Below are 20,290 nucleotides of genomic sequence, written 5' to 3'. Positions count from 1 at the left end.
TCTCCGACTCCCGCCCCTCGAAAGGACCCGTCCATGTTCGGGCAGACCACGTCCACGCGTCGGCGCATCTCCCTGATGGCCTCCGGTGAGCTCAGGGACGCGCTCACCGCCATCGAAGAAGGCAAGGGCCCTGCGGCCGTCGCCGCGCTGATGGCCATCGACCCCGTCTCGTGGCAGGCGATCGAGGAGCGCCTCGCCGTCCTCGTGGGCAGCGACCTCCGCTCGCTGCTCCTGAAGACGGCCAGCGAGTGCGACCGGCAGGCCGCTTTCGTCGACTGACGCTTCCCTCTCTCCGTTCGAGCCCCGCCACCGCCAAAGCACCGAGGAGAAGCAATGACGAACCACGCCCGCAGCGCCGCCGCGACCGCGTACGTCGACGCCCCGAGCATCATCCAGGAGATCTGCTGGGTGGCGAAGCAGGGCGCTGAATGTCGCGCCAAGGTCATGCGAAGCCGTGCCTTCTGGATCCGTAAGGCCGCCCTCTTCGACCGCATCGCGATCAAGGAGGCAGCGATGTACGTGCCCGAGGTCGCCGCTGACGTGGTCGAGGTCGCCGTCGTCACCGCGCGGCAGCTCGTGTCCTTCGACGTGGAATACAACGGCCTGAGCCTCCGGGGATCGGAGCTCATCACCGGCGACGACTGCCGCGAGTACGTCCGCCAGGAGTACCGCAAATGGCGGCGCTCCCAGCGCGTTTGAAGTGTCCGGGGCAGCGGTCCTCCGGTCAAAGATGCCCGCTGCCCCGGCCTCCCCATCCCTTCCAGGAAGCAGGAGGTCCCACCAGGATGCACCACAACCCCCAACGCCCGCTGCCCCGGGGTGCCCTGAGCGCGGTTGAAGGCGCTCGGAGCACTGAGGCTGTGGCGTTGCCCCACCTCTACCGCCCCTCGGAGGTCGCCGAAGCCCTCGGCTGCTCGGAGTGGTGGGTCAAGGAGCAGGCCCGGCGTCGCCGCATCCCGTTCACGCGCGTGGGCGGGGCCTACCGTTTCACCGCCGAGCACTTCGGAGAGATCATCCGATCCTTCGAGGAGCCGCCTCTTCAGCCGGTGTGCCGCGGCGTCGCACCTGTCCCGGTGCGCTCGCGCAGGGAACGACGTAGCGCTGAACCCAGCAGCTCCTTGAGGGCCCGGCCGCCGCGCCGGGCCCTCAAGGCAGAGCAGTCGGCCTTGAGCCGCTGAGGCGGGGGACAGATGGGTTACGCGGAGAAGCGTGGAAACTACTGGCGCGCCAGGTACAAAAGCGCGCCCGGCAAATATCCGACGCTCCAAGATGCCAACGGCGCCGTGGTCAAGTTCGCCACCAAACGAGAAGCGAAAAAGGCTGCTGACGCAGAAGAGCGCAAGGTGGAGCGTGGCGAGTGGCGAGACCCCGCTCTGGGGCAGGTCACCTTCGGCGAGTACGCGAGACGGTGGTACTCGGAGCAGGATCTCGCCGTGTCGACCATGCAGAACTACCGGCACCACATCGAGGAGCATCTCCTTCCCGAGTTCGAGGAGAAGACGCTCGCGAGCGTCCGACGCCAGGACGTAGAAGCGTGGGAGAAGAAGGAGAACGCCGCCTACACGTTCGAAAGCGTCAGGACGTGGCGGGCGACGTTGCATCTCATCCTCGAAGACGCGGTGGACGAGGGACTCATCGCTTCGAACCCAGCGACCAAGAGGCGAGGACGTGGCAAGCGTGCGGGGCGGTCCCGCAGCCGGGGTCCGGAGAAGGTCATCACCGATGCGCTGGGTGCTCTGCTCATCGCCGAGCGGGCGTCGCTGCTGTCGGGGCGTGACGACGAGTTCGTCGGCTGCATCACGAAGACGTACACGGGGGTGCGCTGGGGGGAGATGGTCGGTCTAGAAACCGAGTTCGTTCGCCCGGAGGTCATCCGAGTCGAATGGCAGTTGTACGAGCTCGACACTGGCGAGCTGGTCCGCTGCCCTCCGAAGGACGACAGCTACCGAGACGTCGACGTCCCCGGCTGGCTGTCGAACCTCGTGCTTGGCCTTGTCGCCCAGAACCGCCCTCGGCCATGCCCGTGCCATGGGAGGACGTACGTCTTCCGCGGCCAAGGCGCTGCCCGCTCCGGTAATCCCGGGGTGAAGCTCACCGACGTGGCTCGTCGGGCGGACGTCTCTCTCGGCACAGCCTCCAACGTCCTCAACCATCCGGAACGGGTCGCCGAGGACACCCGGATACGGGTCGAGCTGGCCATGAGCGAGCTCGGCTACATGAGGGGAGGACAGGGTGGCGAACCGGCGGCGCACTGGCGCCGGAATGGATTCGCGACCTGGCTCTTCACGCCGGCCGTCTCCGGTTGGTACCCGCCGAAAGCTCCGCAGGAAGCCCGGCCTGTGCCTCTGCTCGCTGATCCCTGGCCCGGGGTGCCGGCCCGCGGACGGAACTCGCAGGGAAGAGCGGAGGCCTGCTGGGTACCGATCGCGAAGGGAATGAGCCCGCACGGGCTTCGCCACACCGATAAGACGCTCATGGAGGAACTCGGGACGGAGAAAGTGCTTATGGACGAACGCATGGGGCACCGCGACGGATCAGTGTCGGCGAGGTACTCCCATGTGACCAGCAGCATGCGCAGGCGGCTGCTCGCCGGGCTCACGGAACTGTGGGAAGCGGCCCTGGAGGCCCGGAGGGCGATGTGCCCCGGTCTCCGGTCGCCGTCCTGGACCGGTTGCTCCGGGAGGGCCGGTAACGGCCGCTAGGTGACGAAGGGCCCGGTCCTGGAGAGGATCGGGCCCTTCGTCTTTGTCCCTTGGTCGGCTTCCCCGTTGCGTCTCTGCGACACAGATCACGTTCGTGTCCGGCAGGATGAGGCGGCCGAGGTGATGAGGCTTCGCGGACGTCGGTCGCGCGGCGTGGGAGAAGGTCCAAGATCTTCTCCCAGGTTTCTCCCAAACGATCACCGGAGAACGAGTCAGGGCCCCGATCCTCGAAAGGATCAGGGCCCTGACCTGGTGTTTCACCTGTCGGGGTGGCGGGATTTGAACCCACGACCTCTTCGTCCCGAACGAAGCGCGCTGCCAAGCTGCGCTACACCCCGATGTGCGACCGGCTCCCGTTTTTTGCGGGCTCCGGAGCAACGAGGACTACTTTAGCCGACTGGAGCCCGTAGGTGAAATCCGGTTCCCGAGGCCGCGCTGGTGGGGGCGTACGCGGTCGAGGAGGACGAGGGCGAGGGCCAGGCCGTAGAAGGCGAGACCGAAGACGACGGCGTTGCCGAGGATGCCGATGTAGCCGTGGAGATCGACGTCCAGGAAGGGGTACGGGTAGCGGCCCTCGGTGCCCGGGTCGAGGAGGGCGCCGCGGATCAGGGCGAAGGGGAGGTAGAGGAAGGGGTAGGCCAGCCACTGGCCGGCGTGGCGGAGGAGGAAGCCGCCGGGCGCCGTGAGGACGAGCCAGTCGAGGGCGGCCGCGAGGGGGGTCGCGGTGTGGAGGAGCTGGTTGGCGATCGATTCCAGGGGCGTGCGCTGGCTGGTCATGGCGAAGCCGCTGGCGTCGTTCGACAGCACGAAGTGGAAGACCAGACCCGTGATGGAGATGTAGAGCAGCGCGCCGCCCGTGATCCGCGGGGAGAGGGCCGGGCGGCCCGTCCAGGCGCGGTGGGCGGACCAGGCGCAGGCGATCGCCAGCAGGATGTTGGACTGGATCGTGAAGTAGCTGAAGAGCCGGCCCAGGTCGCCGGAGTCGATCGTGTCCAGGGCGACGCCGGTGAGTGCCGCCAGGGCGATGAGCGCGCGGAAGGCCGCCGCGACGGGGCGGCGGCCCGCCGGGGCCGCCGCGGACGCCGGGACGGCCTCCGTGCCGGGCCCCGTATCGGCCTCCGTGTCGGGCAGGCCGGTCCGCGCGGTGGTGGGGGAAATCGGGTCGGTCATCCCCCCACCGTACGTGCGGCCTCCGGAAGGCCCCCGGTCAGTCGCGGGGGACGAGGGTGAGCAGCGTGGCCTCGGGCGGGCAGGCGAAGCGGACCGGGGTGTAGCGGTTGGTGCCGCAGCCGGCGGAGACGTGGAGGTACGACTGGTGGCCGCCCGCGCGGTGGGTGGACAGGCCCTTCACCCGGCCGGGGTCGATGTCGCAGTTGGTGACCAGCGCGCCGTAGAAGGGGATGCACAGCTGGCCGCCGTGGGTGTGCCCGGCGAGGATCAGCGGGTAGCGGTCGGCCGTGAAGGCGTCCAGGACGCGCAGGTAGGGGGCGTGGACGACGCCCATGGAGAAGTCGGCGTCCTCCTGCGGGCCACCGGCCACCCGGTCGTAGCGGTCCCGCTTGATGTGCGGGTCGTCGAGGCCCGTGAGGGCGATCTCCATCCCGTCGATCTTGAGGGAGCCCCGGGTGTTGGTGAGGTTGACCCAGCCCGCCGTGTCGAAGGCGTCGCGCAGCTCCTCCCACGGGTTGTGGATCGCGCCGACGATCGGGGCGTTGCCGTTGAGGCCGTGCCGCCCGCTGGCCCGCTCGAAGAGGTAGCGGGCGGGGTTGCGCAGCTTCGGGCCGTAGTAGTCGTTGGAGCCGAAGACGTACGCGCCGGGGAAGTTCATCAGCGGGCCGAGCGCGTCGAGGGTCTCGGGCACGCCCTGCGGGTCGGAGAGGTTGTCCCCGGTGTTGATCACGAAGTCGGGGCGCAGCCCGGCGAGCGACTGGAGCCAGCGCTGCTTCTTGCGCTGGCCGCCGACCATGTGGATGTCGGACACCTGGAGCACCCGCAGCGGTCGCATGCCCTGTGGGAGGACGGGCACGGTGACCCGTCGCAGCCGGAAGGAACGGACTTCGAAGCCGGCGGCGTAGGCGAGGCCCGCCGCGCCGACCGCCGTGATTCCCAGGGGTACTCCGTATCGCGCACGCATGTCGTCCATCGTCGCAGACGGCCGGGGGTGCGTCGGCCATGGTCCCGGGCGGCCAAGGGAGTTCATGGGAGTTCATGGGAGTTCATGGGAGACGTCAAGACGCCAAGAGGTCAAAAGGGAGTTAACGCCGCGCGGGCGGTCGGGCGGTCGGTCGGGTCGACGGGCGGTCGGTCGGGCGCGCGGACGGGGGGGCGGCTGGTGTCGGCCGGTCGGCCCTGTGGCGGGCCCCCGTCGCGCCTGGTGGCCGCCCCCGTCCGCGCCCGGCGGTTAATACGGGGCGCGTGAGCGGGCGGGATGCGAAGATTGCGGCATGACCACGCTGAAGTCCAAGCTCCACGACGACCTCACGGCCGCCATCAAGGCGCGCGACGAGCTGACCTCCTCCACCCTCCGTCTCACCCTGTCCGCCGTCGCCTACGAGGAGACCGCCGGCAAGACGGCCCGTGAGCTCTCCGACGACGAGGTGCTGAAGGTCATCGTGCGCGAGGCGAAGAAGCGCCGTGAGGCCGCCGAGGCCTTCGACAAGGGTGGCCGCGCCGACTCCGCCGAGCGTGAGCGCGCCGAGGGCGAGGTGCTCGCCCGCTACCTGCCGCAGCAGCTGTCGGACGAGGAGCTCACCGCGATCGTCGCGGACGCCGTGGCCGAGGTGAAGGCGGCCGGCGCCGAGGGGCCGAAGGCCATGGGCGCCGTGATGAAGATCGTGAAGCCGAAGGTGGGGGACCGCGCCGAGGGCGGCCGCGTCGCCGCCGCGGTGAAGAGCCTGCTCGTCGGCTGATCCAGCCTGCGTGCGCGCATAGCCCGCTTACGTAAACGCGTACGTAAAAGGGGGCGCCCCGACCGTCTCGGTCGGGGCGCCCCCTTTTCGCTGCTTACCGCCGGCTACTGCTGCTGCCCGCCGGCCGGGCCGGCGATCACGCCCTGGGCCGCCCCGCCGGGCGTCGTCGGCGTGTCCGGCTTGCCGTCGCCGGTGGTGTCACCGGGCTGGCCGCCCGGCTGCCCGCCCGTCTGGGCACCCGGCTCGGTGCCGGGCTTGCCCCCCGCACCGGGCTTGCCGCCGCCGGGCTTGCCCGGCTTGCGGCCGCCGCGGCCGTTGCCGCGCTTGTCGTCACCGCCGGAGCCACCGGTGCCGGCAGTGGAGCCACCACCGGAGCCCTTGTCGGTGCCCGGCATCGGGACGGTGCCGAAGGTCGGCGCGTCCTTGCCCTCGAGCGCGCCGGTCATGGCGTCACGCCAGATGGGGCCGGGAGTGTCGGCACCGTAGACCTTGTCGTGGTAGACGCCACCGATGGTGATGTTCTCCATCTCGACGCCCTTGGCGCCGGGGCCGCCGACCCAGACGGCGCCGGCCATGTTCGGGGTGTAGCCGACGAACCAGGCGGCCCGGCGCTCGTCCGTCGTACCCGTCTTGCCCGCGCTGTCCCGGCCGCTGAGGCCGGCTTCCTTACCGGTGCCGTCCTCGACCACTCCCTGAAGGAGGGTGTTGACGGTGTCGGCGGTCTGCTCGGACATCGCGCGCGAGCACTTCGTCTTGGGCACCCGCAGGTTCTTGCCGTCGGGGCCGGTGGCCGACTCGACGATGACGGGGGTGCAGTACGTGCCGTGGTTGGCGAAGGTCGCGTAGGCGGAGGCCATGGTGAGGGGGGAGAGGCCCTCGGTGCCGAGCGCGATCGACGGGACCTGCTCGAACTTGCCGCCGGCGGCGGGCTTGATGCCCATCTTGTCCGCCATCTTGATCACCGGGCAGACACCGGTGTCCTCGATCATCTGGATGAAGTAGGTGTTGACCGACTTGGCGGTCGCCTCCTTCATCCCGTACGGGCCGACCTCGCTGCGGTTCTCGTTCTGGACCATCTCGCCGCCGCTGTTCTTCCACGCCTTGCCGCACGTCTCGACCTCGTCCGGATACGGCATCCGGAACGGCGAGGAGTACGTCTTGTACGGCGAGATGCCCTGCTCGAGCGCGGCGGCCGCGAGGATCGGCTTGAAGGTCGAGCCCACCTGGAAGCCGTAGTTCGAGCCGCCCATGGCCTTGTCGGCGGAGAGGTTGATCTGCGTCATGTGGTCGCCGAAGCCGTACGGGCGCGACTGGCCCATGCCGAGGATCTTGCCCGTGCCGGGCTGGACGATCGAGACGGCGGTGGCCACCGAGTCGCTCTGGTAGACGTGATCGGTGATCGACTTCTGCACGGACTTCTGCGTCTGCGGGTCGAGCGTGGTGCGGATGACCAGGCCGCCCTCGTTCCAGCGCTTGGCCCGGGCCTCCTTCGTCTTGCCGAAGACCGGGTCGTTGAGGAACGTCTCACGGACGTAGTCGCAGAAGAAGCCCGCGCCGTTGACGGCGGTGATGCAGCCGCTCTTGGGGCGGCTGACCTTCAGCTCCAACGGCTTGGCCTGCTCGGCGGCCGCCTGCGCCGGGGTGATGTGCTTCAGCTCGGCCATGCGCTGGAGGACGGTGTTCCGCCGCTTGGTCGCCTCCTTGGGCGCGTAGACCGGGTCGTAGCGGCTGGGCGACTGGACGGTGCCGGCCAGCAGCGCGGACTCGCCCAGGGTGAGGTCCTTGGCGTGCTTGCTGAAGTAGCGCTGGGAGGCGGCCTCGACCCCGTAGGCCTGCTGCCCGAAGAAGGTGATGTTCAGATAGTTGTTGAGGATGCGGTCCTTGCCGAGCTCCTTCTCGACCTGGATGGCGAACTTCAGCTCCTTGACCTTGCGGCCGATCGTCTGCTGGGTGGCCACGGCGACCTTCTCGGGGTCGTCGCCCGCCTCCTCGACGAAGACGTTCTTGACGTACTGCTGGGTGAGGGTCGAGGCACCCTCGGAGACGCCGCCGGACTGGGCGTTCTTGTTGGCCGCGCGGAGCACGCCCTTGAGGTCGATCGCGCCGTGCTGGTAGTAGCGCGCGTCCTCGATGTCGACGATCGCCTGACGCATGTAGGGCGAGATGTCGTTCAGCGGCACCACGGTGCGGTCGCGGGAGTAGACCTTCGCTATCTCGCCGCCCTCGGCGTCGAGGATGGTGGTGCGCTGGCTCAGCGGCGGCGTCTTGAGGTTGGCGGGGATCTCGTCGAACCCCTCGACCGTGCCCTTGGCCACCAGGCCGAAAGCGCCGATGCCCGGTAGGGCCAGACCTGCCAGCACCACGCCCGAAAGCACGCTGACACTGAGGAACTTCGCGGCCTGTCGGGCCCTGGAGGGGCCCTCGTCCGAGCGCTTCATAGCCATGGGGGGAAGCCTACGTTCTCATTCGGCGGACAGACGCAGGTGTGTTCGCCTACGCTGTTTCACGCCAGTCACGGCGATGCTCCCCCGCATCACCTGCACTCTCACTCTTGTGAGTGATGAGAGGTGTCCGTATTGCCTCTTACGTCCCTCGTTGTCCGTCGAGGGGTGGGTGGATCACCCCTCTATGGAGGGAATGGTCCGTGATGTCGTCGGCTCACTCCGTTGGGTGATCTGCCGCATACGCATAGTCCGTTCGGGCCATTCAAGATTGGGCCCGAAGGGGGTGTTGCCCCCTGTCCGCCTTCCGTAACGTCCTCAACTGGCAACGGTGAATATGCCGCTGCCGCCGTGGGGGAGCCTCGATTCGGGAGAGGACGGCGCCAGCATGGGCTGGGTAACCGACTGGAGTGCGCAGGCCGCCTGCCGCACGACCGATCCGGATGAACTATTCGTTCAGGGCGCAGCGCAGAACAGGGCGAAGGCGGTCTGCACCGGCTGTCCGGTGCGCACCGAGTGCCTGGCCGACGCGCTGGACAACCGCGTCGAGTTCGGTGTCTGGGGAGGCATGACCGAGCGCGAGCGGCGCGCCCTGCTGCGGCGCCGCCCCACGGTCACGTCGTGGCGCAGGCTCCTGGAGACCGCTCGAACGGAGTACGAGCGCGGCGCCGGCATCCTGCCGCTGGGCGAGCCCGAGTACGACGAGTACGCGGCCGTCGGCTAGCGGGCGCACGCACCGCCGTAGGCCGACGGGGCCGGCAGCCCAGAGGTCGGCCTGGACGTCCGGCGGGGTGCCCCTACGCCCCCCCACACGCGGAGCGGTCCGCCGCGGAGCGGTGGTGGCCGTACGACGGTGACGGCCCGACGGTGACGGTACGACCGCCCGCGTGCGGACGGCCTTCGACGCGGCGCTGCACGGCTCCGGCGCCGCGCCCCCTCAGCGCGATGCGGACGTGCCCTCGTCGGCGCCCCCGGCACCCTCCACGGCGGCATCGCCGGTACCTGCGTCGGTACCCTCATCGGTACTTTCCGCGCCGCTGTCCACCTGGCCGTCCGGCCGGCCATCCGCCTGACTGCTCGTCTGATCGTCCGCCTGGCCGTCTGTCTGCCCGCCCGTCTGGTCCGCGAGGCGGTCGCCGATCGCCCGCAGCCCCGCCAGGTCGTGGACGTCGCCGGGCAGCGCGGCGACCTCGGCAACCGGGACCTCGGGATGCAGCGCGGTGAAGCGGTCGCGCGTGCGCCGCTCGCGGGCGAGCACCTGCATGCGCTCGGCGTGCAGCCGCAGCAGCCCGGCGGCGATCCGTGCCGGGGACGCCGAGGACGACGCCGCGGACGACGACGCCGCGGACATGGCGGAATCCGTAGGGGAACCCGAATCCGCGACGGGGTCGGTTTCCCCTGCGGGTCGCGGCACCGATGCCGAGGCCGCCGATGCGGAGGTCACCGGCGCGGAGGCCACCGAGGCGCTCGTTCCTGCGGACGCGGCGGGCTGGGGGAAGCCGCTCTCGGGAGAGGACGTGTCCGTGGGAGTGAGGGTGCCAGGGTCGCCGGCGGTACGTGAGCCAGCCTGCCCGCTGCCACGATCCACAATGCCGTCGCCGTCAAGATTTTCTGCGTATTCCGGAGCCCCTCCCGAGGGCCCTCCCGCCGGGCCGCCGCCGACGTCCGTCGAGCCGTCCGTCGAGCCGTCCGCCGATCCGTCCGCCGATCCGTCCGCGAGCGCCTCCGCCGCGGCGAGGGCGCGCTCCGCGGAGAGCCCCGCCGCCCCGCTGCCGTGCACGCGGTTGAGCACCAGCCCGGCCAGCGGCATCCGCTCCGCCGCCAGCCGCTCGACGAAGTAGGCGGCTTCCCGCAGCGCGTCCCGCTCCGGCGCGGCGACGACCAGGAAGGCCGTACCCGGCGCTTGCAGCAGCCGGTACGTGGCATCGGCACGGGTACGGAATCCGCCGAACATGGTGTCCATCGCGGCGACGAAGGTCTGTACGTCCCGCAGGAGTTGGGCGCCCATCAGTTTGTTCAGGGGGCCGCTCATCACCGACATGCCCACGCCCAGGAACTTCATCCCGGCCCGGCCGCCGATCTTCGCGGGCGCCATCAGCACCTTGATGAACTTGCCGTCCAGGAACGAGCCCAGCCGGCCCGGAGCGTCCAGGAAGTCCAGCGCCGAACGGCTCGGCGGGGTGTCGACGACGATGAGGTCCCACTCGTCCCGGGCGCGGAGCTGGCCGAGCTTCTCCATGGCCATGTACTCCTGCGTGCCCGCGAAGCCGGCCGACAGGGACTGGTAGAAGGGGTTCTCCAGGATCGCCCGCGCGCGGTCCTCGTCGGCGTGCGCCTCGACTATCTCGTCGAAGGTCCGCTTCATGTCGAGCATCATGGCGTGCAGTTCGCCGCCGGCGGAGCCGTCGATCCCGGGCACCCGGCGGGGGACGTTGTCGAGCTCGTCGATCCCCATCGACTGCGCCAGCCGGCGGGCCGGGTCGATGGTGAGGACGACGACCCTCCGGCCGCGCTCGGCCGCGCGCAGGCCCAGGGCCGCCGCGGTCGTGGTCTTGCCGACGCCGCCGGAGCCGCAGCACACCACGATGCGGGTGCGCGGGTCGTCCAGGATCGGGTCTATGCCGAGCGGCTCCGCCGCCGGTTCCACGCTCACCCGCTCACTCCCTGTCGCTCGCTCGCCTCTCCCCGCGCGAACTGCTTCCTCAGCTCGCGCGCCATGCGGTACAGCCCCGCCAGGTCCACCCCGTCGCCGAGCAGCTCGAGTTCGTACGTGGGCAGGCCCAGCCGTGCCACGTCCGCACGCCCCCGGTGCTCCAGGGCCAGCCGCTCGGTGTGCTCGCGCGCCTGCCGCAGCAGGGGGTCGACGAGCGGTTCGGCGAGCCCCGCGCGCCGTGCGCCACCGGAGCCCGTGCGCTCCAAGGCGTACGCGAGGGCGCGCGCGACCTCCGGGCGCCTGCCGTTGGCGGCGGCCTCCACGGCCGTCTCGTCGAGGATCTCGGGCCGCACCATGTTGATCACCACGCCGCCGACCGGCAGCCCCGCGGCCCGCAGTTCCGCGATGCCGTCCGCGGTCTCCTGGACCGGCATCTCCTCCAGCAGCGTCACGAAGTGCACCGCTGTCTCCGGTGACTTGAGGACCCGCATCACGGCCTGCGCCTGATTGTGGATCGGCCCGATCCGGGCCAGCCCGGCGACCTCGTCGTTGACGTTGAGGAAGCGCGTGACCCGCCCGGTGGGCGGCGCGTCCATGACCACGTAGTCGTAGACGAAGCGGCCCGTGCGGTCCTTGCGGCGCACCGCCTCGCACGCCTTGCCGGTGAGCAGGACATCCCGCAGGCCCGGCGCGATGGTCGTCGCGAAGTCGATCGCGCCGATCTTCTTCAGTGCCCGGCCGGCGCTGCCGAGCTTGTAGAACATCTGGAGGTAGTCGAGGAGCGCCCGTTCGGCGTCGATGGCGAGCGCGTACACCTCGCCCCCGCCCGGCGCGACGGCGATCTTCCGTTCCTCGTAGGGCAGCGCCTCCGCCTCGAAGAGCTGCGCGATGCCCTGTCTGCCTTCGACCTCGACCAGCAGCGCCCGCTTCCCCTCGGCCGCGAGGGCGAGTGCGAGGGCCGCGGCCACCGTGGTCTTGCCGGTACCGCCCTTGCCGCTGACGACATGGAGCCTGCTCATGATGCGGAGCCTAACCAGTCGCCGCGCGGGCTACGCACGAGGCCGTCGGTATCAGGCGTTACAGAGGTCGCCGGTATCAGGCATTACAGTCGGGCCCATGACCAAGAAGTGGGAATACGCCACCGTGCCGCTGCTCGTGCACGCGACCAAGCAGATTCTGGACACCTGGGGCGAGGACGGCTGGGAGCTGGTCCAGGTCGTGCCGGGGCCGAACAACCCCGAGCAGCTCGTGGCCTACCTCAAGCGGGAGAAGTCGTGACCGCGGTCGAGGACCGGATCGCCGAGCTCGGGCTGACCCTGCCCGACGTCGTGCCGCCGCTGGCCACGTACCAGCCGGCCGTGCGCAGCGGCTCGTACGTCCACACCGCCGGTCAGCTGCCGATGGTCGACGGGGCGATCCCCGTGACCGGCAAGGTCGGTGCCGAGGTCAGCCCCGAGCAGGCCAAGGAGCTGGCGGCGCGCTGCGCGCTCAACGGCCTGGCCGCCGTGAAGTCCGTCATCGGTGACCTGGACAAGATCGTCCGCGTGGTCAAGGTGGTCGGCTTCGTGGCCTCCGCGCCGGACTTCACCGGGCAGCCGGGCGTCCTCAACGGCGCCAGCGAGCTGCTGGGCGAGATCCTGGGCGAGAAGGGCGTGCACGCCCGTTCGGCCGTGGGCGTGGCGGTGCTGCCGCTGGACGCCCCCGTCGAGGTCGAGTTCCTCGTCGAGGTCCGGGACTGAGCCGAGGTCCGGGACTGGGGCGAGGTCCGGGTCTGAGCCGGGGTTCGGGGCTGATCGTCCCTCTCGAACATCCGGGCGTGAGCGCATAGCATCCGGCCATGTCGACTTCGAACGGCCAGTGGTACCCGCCGGAGTGGCCGGACCGGATCAGAGCGCTCACCCGGGGCGAGCTCCGGCCCGTGGCGCCGCGCCGTGCCGCCACCGTCCTGTTGCTGCGTGCCGGGGAGGGCGGCCTCGCCGTTCACATGCTGCGCCGACGCGCCTCCATGGCATTCGCCGGAGGCGCGTACGCGTATCCGGGGGGCTCCGTCGACCCGCGCGACGAGCGCGACGTGCCGTGGGCCGGTCCGGCCCGCGAGGAGTGGGCCCGGCGACTGGGGACCGACGCCGCCGGGGCGCAGGCCATCGTCTGCGCCGCCGTCCGCGAGACCTTCGAGGAAGCGGGCGTGCTGCTGGCGGGCCCCACCCCGGACACGGTCGTCGCGGACACCACGGGGGACGACTGGGAGGCCGACCGGGCGGCGCTGGTCACCCGTGAGCTGTCGTTCGCCGCGCTCCTGGAACGGCGCGGCCTGGTCCTGCGCAGCGATCTGCTGGGGGCGTGGGCGCACTGGATCACCCCGGAGTTCGAACCGCGTCGCTACGACACGTGGTTCTTCGTCGCCGCGCTGCCCGAGGGGCAGCGCACCCGCAACGCCTCCACGGAGGCCGACCGCACCGTCTGGACGGCACCCGCCGAGGCTGCGGCCGGCTACGACAGGGGCGAGCTGATGATGATGCCGCCGACCATCTCCACGCTGCGTTCGCTGAGCCCCTATGGCACCGTCGACGAGGTGCTGGCCGCCTCGGGTGCCCGGGATCTCACGCCCGTACTGGCGCGGGCGCGGCTCGTCGGGGAAGAGATCGTGCTGAGCTGGCCCGGCCACGACGAGTTCACCAAACACGTCGCCGCCAAACATGACACCGAGCACATCGCCCCTGGACCTTCGGGAGCCGACGCATGACGCACACGACCGATCTGCCCGGACACCCGCGCCCCGGCGCCATCGGCGGCCCCGCGACCGCCCGGGCGACCTGTGTGCTCGCGCCCAACCCGTCCGCGATGACGCTGGACGGCACCAACACCTGGATCCTCGCGGAGCCCGGTTCGGAGCTGGCCGTCGTGGTCGACCCGGGGCCGGCGGACGAGGCCCATCTGCGGAGGGTCGTCGACACAGCCGAGGCCGCGGGGCTGCGCGTCGCGCTGACGCTGCTGACGCACGGCCACGCCGACCACTCCGGCGGCGCGGCCCGGTTCGCGGAGCTGACGGGCACCAAGGTGCGGGCCCTGGACCCGGCGCTGCGGCTGGGCGGCGAGGGGCTCGGTGTGGGCGACGTCGTCACGACGGGCGGGCTGGAGCTGCACGTGATCTCCGCACCCGGCCACACGGCCGACTCCCTCTGCTTCCACCTGCCGGCGGACGACGCGGTCCTCACGGGCGACACGGTGCTGGGCCGGGGCACGACGATCGTCGCGCATCCGGACGGCCGTCTCGGCGACTACCTCGACTCGCTGCGGCGGCTGCGCGCGCTCGCCGTGGACGAGGGCGTGCGGACGGTGCTGCCGGGGCACGGCCCTGTCCTGGACGACGCCCAGGGCGTGGTCGAGTACTACCTCGCGCACCGGGCCAAGCGGCTGGCCCAGGTGGAGACGGCCGTCGAGAACGGCCACCGCACGGCGGAGGAGGTCGTCGCGGCGGTCTACGCGGACGTCGACCGCGCGCTGTGGCCGGCGGCCGAGCTCTCGGTGCGGGCGCAGCTGGACTACCTGGACGAGCACGGGCTGATCTGACGGGGCCCGCCCGTAGGTGCCTGGAAACGACTGGGCCGGGCCGTGTGGGGTGCGCATCGCACCCCACACGGCCCGGCCCGTCTGTCGTGGGCTCCGCGTCAGCGGGAGCGCTTGGCGAGGCGCTCCACGTCCAGCAGGATCACGGCGCGGGCCTCCAGGCGGAGCCAGCCGCGGCCCGCGAAGTCCGCGAGGGCCTTGTTGACGGTCTCACGGGAGGCGCCGACCAGCTGGGCGAGCTCCTCCTGGGTGAGGTCGTGCACGACGTGGATGCCCTCTTCGGACTGGACGCCGAAGCGGCGCGACAGGTCGAGCAGGGCCTTGGCGACACGGCCGGGGACGTCGGAGAAGACGAGGTCCGACATCGAGTCGTTGGTGCGGCGCAGCCGGCGGGCGACGGCGCGCAGCAGGGCGGTGGCGACCTCGGGCCGGGCGTTGAGCCAGGGCTGGAGGTCGCCGTGGCCGAGACCGAGCAGCTTGACCTCGGTGAGCGCGGTCGCGGTGGCGGTGCGCGGGCCCGGGTCGAAGAGGGACAGTTCGCCGATCAGCTCGCCGGGGCCGAGGACCGCCAGCATGTTCTCGCGGCCGTCGGGCGAGGTGCGGTGGAGCTTCACCTTGCCCTCGGTCACCACGTAGAGGCGGTCGCCGGGGTCCCCTTCGTGGAACAGGGCGTCGCCCCTCGCGAGGGTGACCTCGCCCATAGAGGCGCGCAGCTCAGCGGCCTGCTCGTCATCGAGCGCCGCGAACAGCGGGGCGCGCCGCAGAACGTCGTCCACGAGTTCTCTCCTTGTCGACATGCACAGAGGACCGTGGTCCCCATGATGCCCGTCGGTAAAACTGTGTGATCAAACACAAGTGTGGCGCATCGTCGCCCGGAGCCCTACGGCAGGGGTCCGATTGGGCTGTGGTTTTCCTGCGGTCGGGGCGGATGTCAGTGCTGGGCTTTAGTCTGGCCGGGTGTCCAATACGCCGGTGAGAGCACAGGGCAGGGGGGCCGGAAGGGTGAGCGCGGCCCGTGATTCCGCTGTGGGCGAACGCCCCGCCGCGAAGAAGACGAAATCCACAAAAACGAACAAATCTCCGGTGGAGAAGTCGGTGGAGAAGTCGATGGGAAAGCCGGCGGAGAAACCGGCGGCCGCGAAGGCCGAGTCGCGGACGGCGCTGGTGCGCCGCGCCCGCCGGATCAACCGTGAGCTCGCCGAGGTCTATTCGTACGCCCATCCCGAGCTGGACTTCGAGAATCCGTTCCAGCTCCTGGTCGCCACGGTCCTCTCCGCCCAGACCACCGACCTGAGGGTCAACCAGACCACGCCCGCGCTCTTCGCCGCCTACCCCACACCGGAGGACATGGCGGCCGCCGACCCCGAGACGCTGGAGCAGCTGATCCGGCCGACCGGCTTCTTCCGGGCCAAGGCCAAGTCCCTGATAGGCCTCTCCGCCGCCCTCCGCGACCGCTTCGGCGGCGAGGTGCCCGGCCGGCTGGAGGATCTGGTCACGCTGCCCGGCGTCGGCCGCAAGACCGCCAACGTCGTCCTGGGCAACGCCTTCGGAGTGCCCGGCGTCACCGTCGACACCCACTTCGGCCGCCTCGTCCGCCGCTGGAAGTGGACGGACGCGGAGGATCCGGAGAAGGTCGAGGCGGATGTCTGCGCGCTCTTCCCGAAGAGCGAGTGGACGATGCTGTCGCATCGCGTGATCTTCCACGGCCGCCGTGTCTGCCACTCCCGCAAGCCCGCCTGCGGCGCCTGTCCGATCGCCCCGCTCTGCCCGTCGTACGGAGAGGGCGAGACGGACCCGGAGAAGGCGAAGAAGCTGCTCAAGTACGAGATGGGCGGGCGGCCGGGCCAGCGCCTCAAGCCCCCGGCGGACTATCCGGGCCTGCCCGCGAGCCCCCTGGGAGCCGAGTGACCGAGCGCACGCCGCAGAACCGCATGGCACGGGACCGCGCCCCGCAGGACCGGGGCGCGGCCGACGAACACCGGGGGAGACGGATGGCGAGCACGTACGGCGCGGGCACGGGGGAGACCGGGATCGCGGGGGCCCCGGCGGTCACCGTCACCGCGCGGGGGCTGCCCGAGTGGCTGGAGCCGGTGGAGCGCGCCGCGCGCACGGTGGAGCCGCGGCAGCTCAGCCGGTTCCTCCCGCCGGAGACGGGCGGGCGGCAGTCCGCCGTGCTCATCCTCTTCGGCGAGGGCGCGCGGGGCCCCGAGCTGCTGCTCCTGGAGCGGGCCGGTGGTTTGCGCTCGCACGCCGGGCAGCTGTCGTTCCCCGGCGGCGCCCTCGACCCCGAGGACGGCGATCCGGACGGTGACGGTCCGGTGCGGGCCGCGCTGCGCGAGGCCGAGGAGGAGACCGGGCTCGACCCGTCCGGGGTGCAGGTCTTCGGCGTGCTGCCCCGGCTCTACATCCCGGTGAGCGGCTTCGTCGTCACGCCCGTCCTGGGCTGGTGGCGCGAGCCCAGCCCCGTCGCGCCGGTCTCCCCGCTGGAGACCGCTCACGTCTTCACCGTCCCCGTCTCCCACCTCACCGACCCCGCGCACCGCGCCATGGCCGTCCACCCCAGCGGTCACCGGGGCCCCGCCTTCAAGGTGGGCACCGCCCTGGTGTGGGGCTTCACGGCCGGAGTGATCGACCGGATCCTCCACTACGCGGGCTGGGAGCGGCCCTGGGACCGCGATCGGGAGGTCCCGCTGGACCGTCATTCCTGACGGGCATGAGACGGTGGCCCCTCCGTCGGCCACGACGACATCAAGTCGGCCACGACGACATCCATACGAGGCATCAATGCGAGGCATCCTTCGGTGAACGTGCTGGACATCGTGCTGCTGGTGGCCGCCGTGTGGTTCGCGGTCATCGGCTACCGCCAGGGGTTCGTCGTCGGCGTGCTCTCGGTGATCGGCTTCCTCGGCGGCGGTCTGGCCGCCGTCTACGCGCTGCCCGTGATCTGGGACAGCGCCACCGACGACGCCGAGCCGGGCACGATCGCGGCCGTCGCGGCCGTCGCCCTCGTCATCCTCTGCGCCTCCGTGGGCCAGGCCGCCACCACCCACCTCGGCAACAAGCTGCGCCGCCACATCACCTGGTCCCCGGCCCGCGCGCTGGACGCCACCGGCGGCGCCGTCGTCAACGTCGCCGCCATGCTGCTGGTCGCCTGGCTGATCGGCTCCGCCCTCGCCGGTACGACGCTGCCCACGCTGGGCCGGGAGGTCCGCGGCTCCAAGGTGCTGCTGGGCGTCGCCCGGGTGGTGCCCCCGCAGACCAACACCTGGTTCGCGGACTTCAGCACGGTCCTCGCGCAGAACGGCTTCCCGCAGGTCTTCGCGCCGTTCTCCGCCGAGCCCATCACCTCCGTGCCCGCCCCCGACCCCGGGCTCGCGGGCGGCCCCGTCGCCGCCGAGGCCCAGCGCAGCATCGTCAAGGTCGTGGGCAACGCGCCCAGCTGCGGCAAGGTCCTGGAGGGCACCGGCTTCGTCTTCGCGCCGCACCGGGTCATGACCAACGCCCATGTGGTGGGCGGGGTCGACGAGCCCACCGTGCAGGTCGGCGGCAAGGGCCGCCTCCACGACGCGCGCGTGGTCCTCTACGACTGGAAGCGCGACATCGCCGTCCTCGACGTGCCCTCGCTGGAGGCCCCCGAGCTGTCCTTCGCCCAGGGCGACGCGGAGACGGGCAAGAGCGCGATCGTCGCGGGCTTCCCGGAGAACGGCTCGTACGACGTGCGCGCCGCCCGCGTCCGTAGCCGGGTCCAGGCCAACGGGCCCGACATCTACCACCGCGGCAGCGTCCGCCGCGACGTCTACTCCCTCTACGCCACCGTCCGGCAGGGCAACTCCGGCGGCCCGCTGCTCACGCCGGACGGCGAGGTCTACGGAGTGGTCTTCGCCAAGTCCCTCGACGACGCCGACACCGGCTACGCGCTCACCGCGGACGAGGTCCACCAGGACGTCGTGGACGGCCGTACGGCGGCAGGCAGGGTCAACACCCAGTCCTGCGCCCTCTGACCCACCCGGGCCGTCACAGCGCGGTACACGGGCGCGCAAGGGCGTGCTGGGGCGTGCGAGGGCGCGTCGGGCGCGTTGTCAGGGCGCGGGGGCGCTCCGGCAGCGCTTCGGGTGGTCCCCGGGGTGGTTCTCTGTGTACGTGTGGGTGCTCGGGTGACGGGGCCGCTAGCGGCTGCGGGGGTGCCGCAGCCTCGCCGACATCCAGCGCGCACGCCGGCGGATGATGCGTGGAATGCCCATCCTCGGGTCGGGCCCGGCCTGTGGCCCGTGCCTGCCCGGCTCGAGTGCCTCCGTGACCACGAGCGCGGCATCGCCGTCGGCGCCGCGCTCCTGCGTCACATCGGTCACGTCCGTCACGTCACGGTAGTCGTGCGTCCAGCCCATACCGGAAGCTCTGCCCGGGCCCAAAGGTCGGTAATCGCCCTTGGGTCCGGCAATTGGCCTATGCGGGAGGCAAGTGGCCGTTCGGTGGACGGGTGTTTCAGCGATCCGGTTCGGAGTCCTTCAGCCAGCCGATCAGCTCGGCCGAGAACGCCGCCGGATCCTCCTCGTGCGGGAAGTGGCCCAGCCCGTCGAAGAGCCGCCAGCGGTAGGGGGCCTCCACATATTCGCCGGAGCCCGCCGCGCTGCGCGTCCGCATCACCGGATCGAGGGACCCGTGCAGATGCAGCGTCGGCACCCGGACGGGCCGCTTCATCCGGCGGTTGAACTGCATGCCGTCGGGGCGGGCCATGGACCGCACCATCCACCGGTACGGCTCGATCGAGCAGTGCGCCGTGGAGGGGATCGACATCGCCCGGCGGTAGGTCTCGACGGCCTCGTCGTCCGGCAGCCGGGGCCCCGACCACTCCCGGATCAGCCGCCCCACCAGCGCCGCGTCGTCCGCGAGCAGTCTCCGCTCGGGCAGCCAGGGCCGCTGGAAGCCCCAGATGTGGGAGCTCGCCGCGGTCTGCCGGGGATCGGCGAGCATCGCCGACCGCCAGCGGCGCGGGTGCGGCATCGAGGAGACCACGAGCCGGCGCACCAGCTTGGGCCGCATCACGGCCGCGGTCCAGGCCAGATACCCGCCCAGGTCGTGGCCGACGAGGGCGGCGTCCGGCTCGCCGAGGGAGCGGACCACCCCCGTGATGTCGAGGGCGAGGTTCGCGGGGTCGTAACCCCGGGGCGTGCGGTCGCTGCCGCCGACGCCGCGCAGGTCCATCGCCACCGCACGGAACCCGGCCTCCGCGAGGGCCGGCAGCTGATGCCGCCACGTCCACCAGAACTGCGGAAAGCCGTGCAACAGCAGCACCAGCGGTCCCTCGCCCATCTCGGCGATATGGAACCGGGCCCCGTTCGCCGCGACGTCCCGGTGGGTCCACGGGCCCTCCGCCCGGACGACCGCGGCGGGCGAGGCCGCCGCTGCCGGGGCCGCGGGCGTCGCGGGCCGGCCGGGTTCGGGGGACGCGGGCGCTGCGGAGGTATCGGGCACCGTCATACGGTCGAGCGTGTCACAGATGCGTCCGTCTGGCTCGTGTCGGCCAGAGGACGCGGGTGCGGCTTGACAGTGCCCAGCACGGCCGCGGTCTCCTTCGCCGAGGCGATGGTCTTCTCCGGCTTCTTGATCTTCTTGAACTTGGCCACGGCCAGCAGCCCGAGCACCGCCGCGATCACCAGGTACGCGCCACCGGTGATCAGGAACGACCAGGCGAGCCCGAGCCCGAGGTTGTGGATGCCGTAGGCCGCCGCGAAGCTGAGGACCGGCAGCGAGAAGAGCGCCAGGACACCGGCCGCGGCGATGGCGCCGCCGCCGATGCCGAGCCGCCGGGCGTCCTGCCGCAGTTCGGCCTTGGCCAGTGCGATCTCGTCGTGCACCAGCGCGGACAGCTCGGTGGTGGCCTGTGCCACCAGCTGTCCGAGGCTGCGGTTCGCGCCGTCGTCGGCTGCGCTCATCGCCTGCTCCCTCATCGTCATCGGCTTCGTCCGCCGCGGGGCTCCGGTCCGGCTGGTCCGGGCCATACGGGGAGCGCACCGCGGA

At 71.4% G+C, this 20,290-nt stretch carries 21 protein-coding genes, 1 tRNA gene and 1 pseudogene; 13 read left to right on the top strand and 10 right to left on the bottom strand.

The window, feature by feature from the left end; all coding sequences use genetic code 11:
- Positions 1 to 33: 33 nt before the first annotated feature.
- The 4 genes and pseudogenes from IE096_RS26780 (at position 34) to IE096_RS26765 (ending at position 2,692) form a co-directional block, all read left to right on the top strand.
- Positions 34 to 279 (top strand): hypothetical protein, encoded by a 246-nt coding sequence (locus IE096_RS26780; protein WP_189455980.1) that lies wholly within the window; start codon positions 34 to 36, stop codon positions 277 to 279.
- 54 nt (positions 280 to 333) lie between these two features.
- Positions 334 to 699 carry a hypothetical protein gene (locus IE096_RS26775; protein ID WP_189455978.1) on the top strand — a complete coding sequence of 122 codons (366 nt, stop codon included), beginning with the start codon at positions 334 to 336 and terminating at the stop codon, positions 697 to 699.
- Entirely contained in the window at positions 675 to 1,178 is a 504-nt protein-coding gene (locus tag IE096_RS26770; RefSeq protein WP_308430382.1) for a helix-turn-helix domain-containing protein, read from the top strand. Before IE096_RS26775 ends, IE096_RS26770 begins: the two co-directional genes overlap by 25 nt.
- A 12-nt stretch (positions 1,179 to 1,190) precedes the next feature.
- Positions 1,191 to 2,692, top strand: a pseudogene (locus IE096_RS26765) (LacI family DNA-binding transcriptional regulator).
- Positions 2,693 to 2,966: 274 nt separating this feature from the next.
- Here IE096_RS26765 and IE096_RS26760 read toward each other — a convergent pair.
- The 3 genes from IE096_RS26760 to IE096_RS26750 all read right to left on the bottom strand — a co-directional run bounded on the left by IE096_RS26760 (position 2,967) and on the right by IE096_RS26750 (position 4,836).
- Positions 2,967 to 3,040: transfer RNA gene (locus IE096_RS26760), tRNA-Pro, on the bottom strand.
- Positions 3,041 to 3,086: 46 nt separating this feature from the next.
- The gene (locus tag IE096_RS26755) at positions 3,087 to 3,872 is read right to left on the bottom strand and encodes a Pr6Pr family membrane protein (protein WP_189455974.1); all 786 of its coding nucleotides are present in this window, start codon (positions 3,870 to 3,872) and stop codon (positions 3,087 to 3,089) included.
- 37 nt (positions 3,873 to 3,909) lie between these two features.
- Positions 3,910 to 4,836, bottom strand: coding sequence for a metallophosphoesterase (locus IE096_RS26750; RefSeq protein ID WP_189455972.1), 927 nt, complete (start codon positions 4,834 to 4,836; stop codon positions 3,910 to 3,912).
- A gap of 310 nt (positions 4,837 to 5,146) precedes the next feature.
- On the opposite strand from IE096_RS26750, the gene IE096_RS26745 reads away from it, so the two are divergent.
- The gene (locus IE096_RS26745; RefSeq protein ID WP_189455970.1) at positions 5,147 to 5,611 is read left to right on the top strand and encodes a GatB/YqeY domain-containing protein; all 465 of its coding nucleotides are present in this window, start codon (positions 5,147 to 5,149) and stop codon (positions 5,609 to 5,611) included.
- Positions 5,612 to 5,715: 104 nt separating this feature from the next.
- Here the strand turns inward: IE096_RS26745 and IE096_RS26740 are convergent, their stop codons facing one another.
- Complete coding sequence (locus IE096_RS26740) at positions 5,716 to 8,055, bottom strand: transglycosylase domain-containing protein (protein WP_189455968.1); 2,340 nt, start codon at positions 8,053 to 8,055, stop codon at positions 5,716 to 5,718.
- Between the two features lie 385 nt (positions 8,056 to 8,440).
- Here IE096_RS26740 and IE096_RS26735 point away from each other — a divergent pair, with 385 nt between their 5' ends.
- Positions 8,441 to 8,776, top strand: a complete 336-nt coding sequence (locus IE096_RS26735; protein WP_189455966.1) for a WhiB family transcriptional regulator — start codon at positions 8,441 to 8,443, stop codon at positions 8,774 to 8,776.
- A 213-nt stretch (positions 8,777 to 8,989) separates the two neighbouring features.
- On the opposite strand, the gene bagB is transcribed toward IE096_RS26735, so the two are convergent.
- Together bagB and bagA are read right to left on the bottom strand one after the other, a co-directional pair.
- Positions 8,990 to 10,705 (bottom strand): ATPase BagB, encoded by a 1,716-nt coding sequence (gene bagB / locus IE096_RS26730; protein ID WP_229820634.1) that lies wholly within the window; start codon positions 10,703 to 10,705, stop codon positions 8,990 to 8,992.
- Positions 10,702 to 11,724 carry an ATPase BagA gene (gene bagA / locus IE096_RS26725; RefSeq protein WP_189455964.1) on the bottom strand — a complete coding sequence of 341 codons (1,023 nt, stop codon included), beginning with the start codon at positions 11,722 to 11,724 and terminating at the stop codon, positions 10,702 to 10,704. Before bagA ends, bagB begins: the two co-directional genes overlap by 4 nt.
- 97 nt (positions 11,725 to 11,821) lie before the next feature.
- Here bagA and sp36 point away from each other — a divergent pair, with 97 nt between their 5' ends.
- From sp36 to IE096_RS26705, 4 genes are all read left to right on the top strand, one after another.
- Positions 11,822 to 11,983, top strand: a complete 162-nt coding sequence (gene sp36, locus IE096_RS26720) for a Sp36 family protein (protein ID WP_126915246.1) — start codon at positions 11,822 to 11,824, stop codon at positions 11,981 to 11,983.
- Entirely contained in the window at positions 11,980 to 12,444 is a 465-nt protein-coding gene (locus IE096_RS26715) for a RidA family protein (protein ID WP_126915247.1), read from the top strand. Before sp36 ends, IE096_RS26715 begins: the two co-directional genes overlap by 4 nt.
- Positions 12,445 to 12,542: 98 nt before the next feature.
- The gene (locus IE096_RS26710) at positions 12,543 to 13,448 is read left to right on the top strand and encodes an NUDIX hydrolase (RefSeq protein WP_189455962.1); all 906 of its coding nucleotides are present in this window, start codon (positions 12,543 to 12,545) and stop codon (positions 13,446 to 13,448) included.
- A complete protein-coding gene (locus IE096_RS26705; protein WP_189455960.1) occupies positions 13,445 to 14,275 on the top strand; it encodes an MBL fold metallo-hydrolase in 831 nt (276 codons plus the stop codon). Before IE096_RS26710 ends, IE096_RS26705 begins: the two co-directional genes overlap by 4 nt.
- A gap of 98 nt (positions 14,276 to 14,373) precedes the next feature.
- Here the strand turns inward: IE096_RS26705 and IE096_RS26700 are convergent, their stop codons facing one another.
- A complete protein-coding gene (locus IE096_RS26700; protein ID WP_004939715.1) occupies positions 14,374 to 15,048 on the bottom strand; it encodes a Crp/Fnr family transcriptional regulator in 675 nt (224 codons plus the stop codon).
- A gap of 250 nt (positions 15,049 to 15,298) precedes the next feature.
- Here IE096_RS26700 and nth point away from each other — a divergent pair, with 250 nt between their 5' ends.
- The 3 genes from nth (at position 15,299) to IE096_RS26685 (ending at position 18,273) form a co-directional block, all read left to right on the top strand.
- Entirely contained in the window at positions 15,299 to 16,180 is an 882-nt protein-coding gene (gene nth, locus IE096_RS26695; protein ID WP_373298208.1) for an endonuclease III, read from the top strand.
- A gap of 83 nt (positions 16,181 to 16,263) precedes the next feature.
- Positions 16,264 to 16,980, top strand: coding sequence for an NUDIX hydrolase (locus IE096_RS26690; RefSeq protein ID WP_229820652.1), 717 nt, complete (start codon positions 16,264 to 16,266; stop codon positions 16,978 to 16,980).
- Positions 16,981 to 17,073: 93 nt separating this feature from the next.
- Complete coding sequence (locus tag IE096_RS26685; RefSeq protein ID WP_189455955.1) at positions 17,074 to 18,273, top strand: MarP family serine protease; 1,200 nt, start codon at positions 17,074 to 17,076, stop codon at positions 18,271 to 18,273.
- 165 nt (positions 18,274 to 18,438) lie between these two features.
- On the opposite strand, the gene IE096_RS26680 is transcribed toward IE096_RS26685, so the two are convergent.
- The 3 genes from IE096_RS26680 to IE096_RS26670 all read right to left on the bottom strand — a co-directional run bounded on the left by IE096_RS26680 (position 18,439) and on the right by IE096_RS26670 (position 20,205).
- Entirely contained in the window at positions 18,439 to 18,657 is a 219-nt protein-coding gene (locus IE096_RS26680; protein ID WP_189455953.1) for a hypothetical protein, read from the bottom strand.
- 97 nt (positions 18,658 to 18,754) lie between these two features.
- Positions 18,755 to 19,750: an alpha/beta fold hydrolase gene (locus tag IE096_RS26675; protein WP_189455951.1), complete on the bottom strand. Its 996-nt coding sequence runs from the start codon at positions 19,748 to 19,750 to the stop codon at positions 18,755 to 18,757.
- Complete coding sequence (locus IE096_RS26670) at positions 19,747 to 20,205, bottom strand: phage holin family protein (protein ID WP_189455949.1); 459 nt, start codon at positions 20,203 to 20,205, stop codon at positions 19,747 to 19,749. The genes IE096_RS26675 and IE096_RS26670 overlap by 4 nt, the downstream gene beginning before the upstream one ends.
- Positions 20,206 to 20,290: the final 85 nt, after the last annotated feature.

The organism is Streptomyces abikoensis (assembly GCF_014648775.1).
Taxonomy (GTDB): Bacteria; Actinomycetota; Actinomycetes; order Streptomycetales; family Streptomycetaceae; genus Streptomyces; species Streptomyces abikoensis.
Note: the sequence above shows the minus strand (reverse complement) of the source record. Positions and strands in the feature narration are given on the sequence as shown.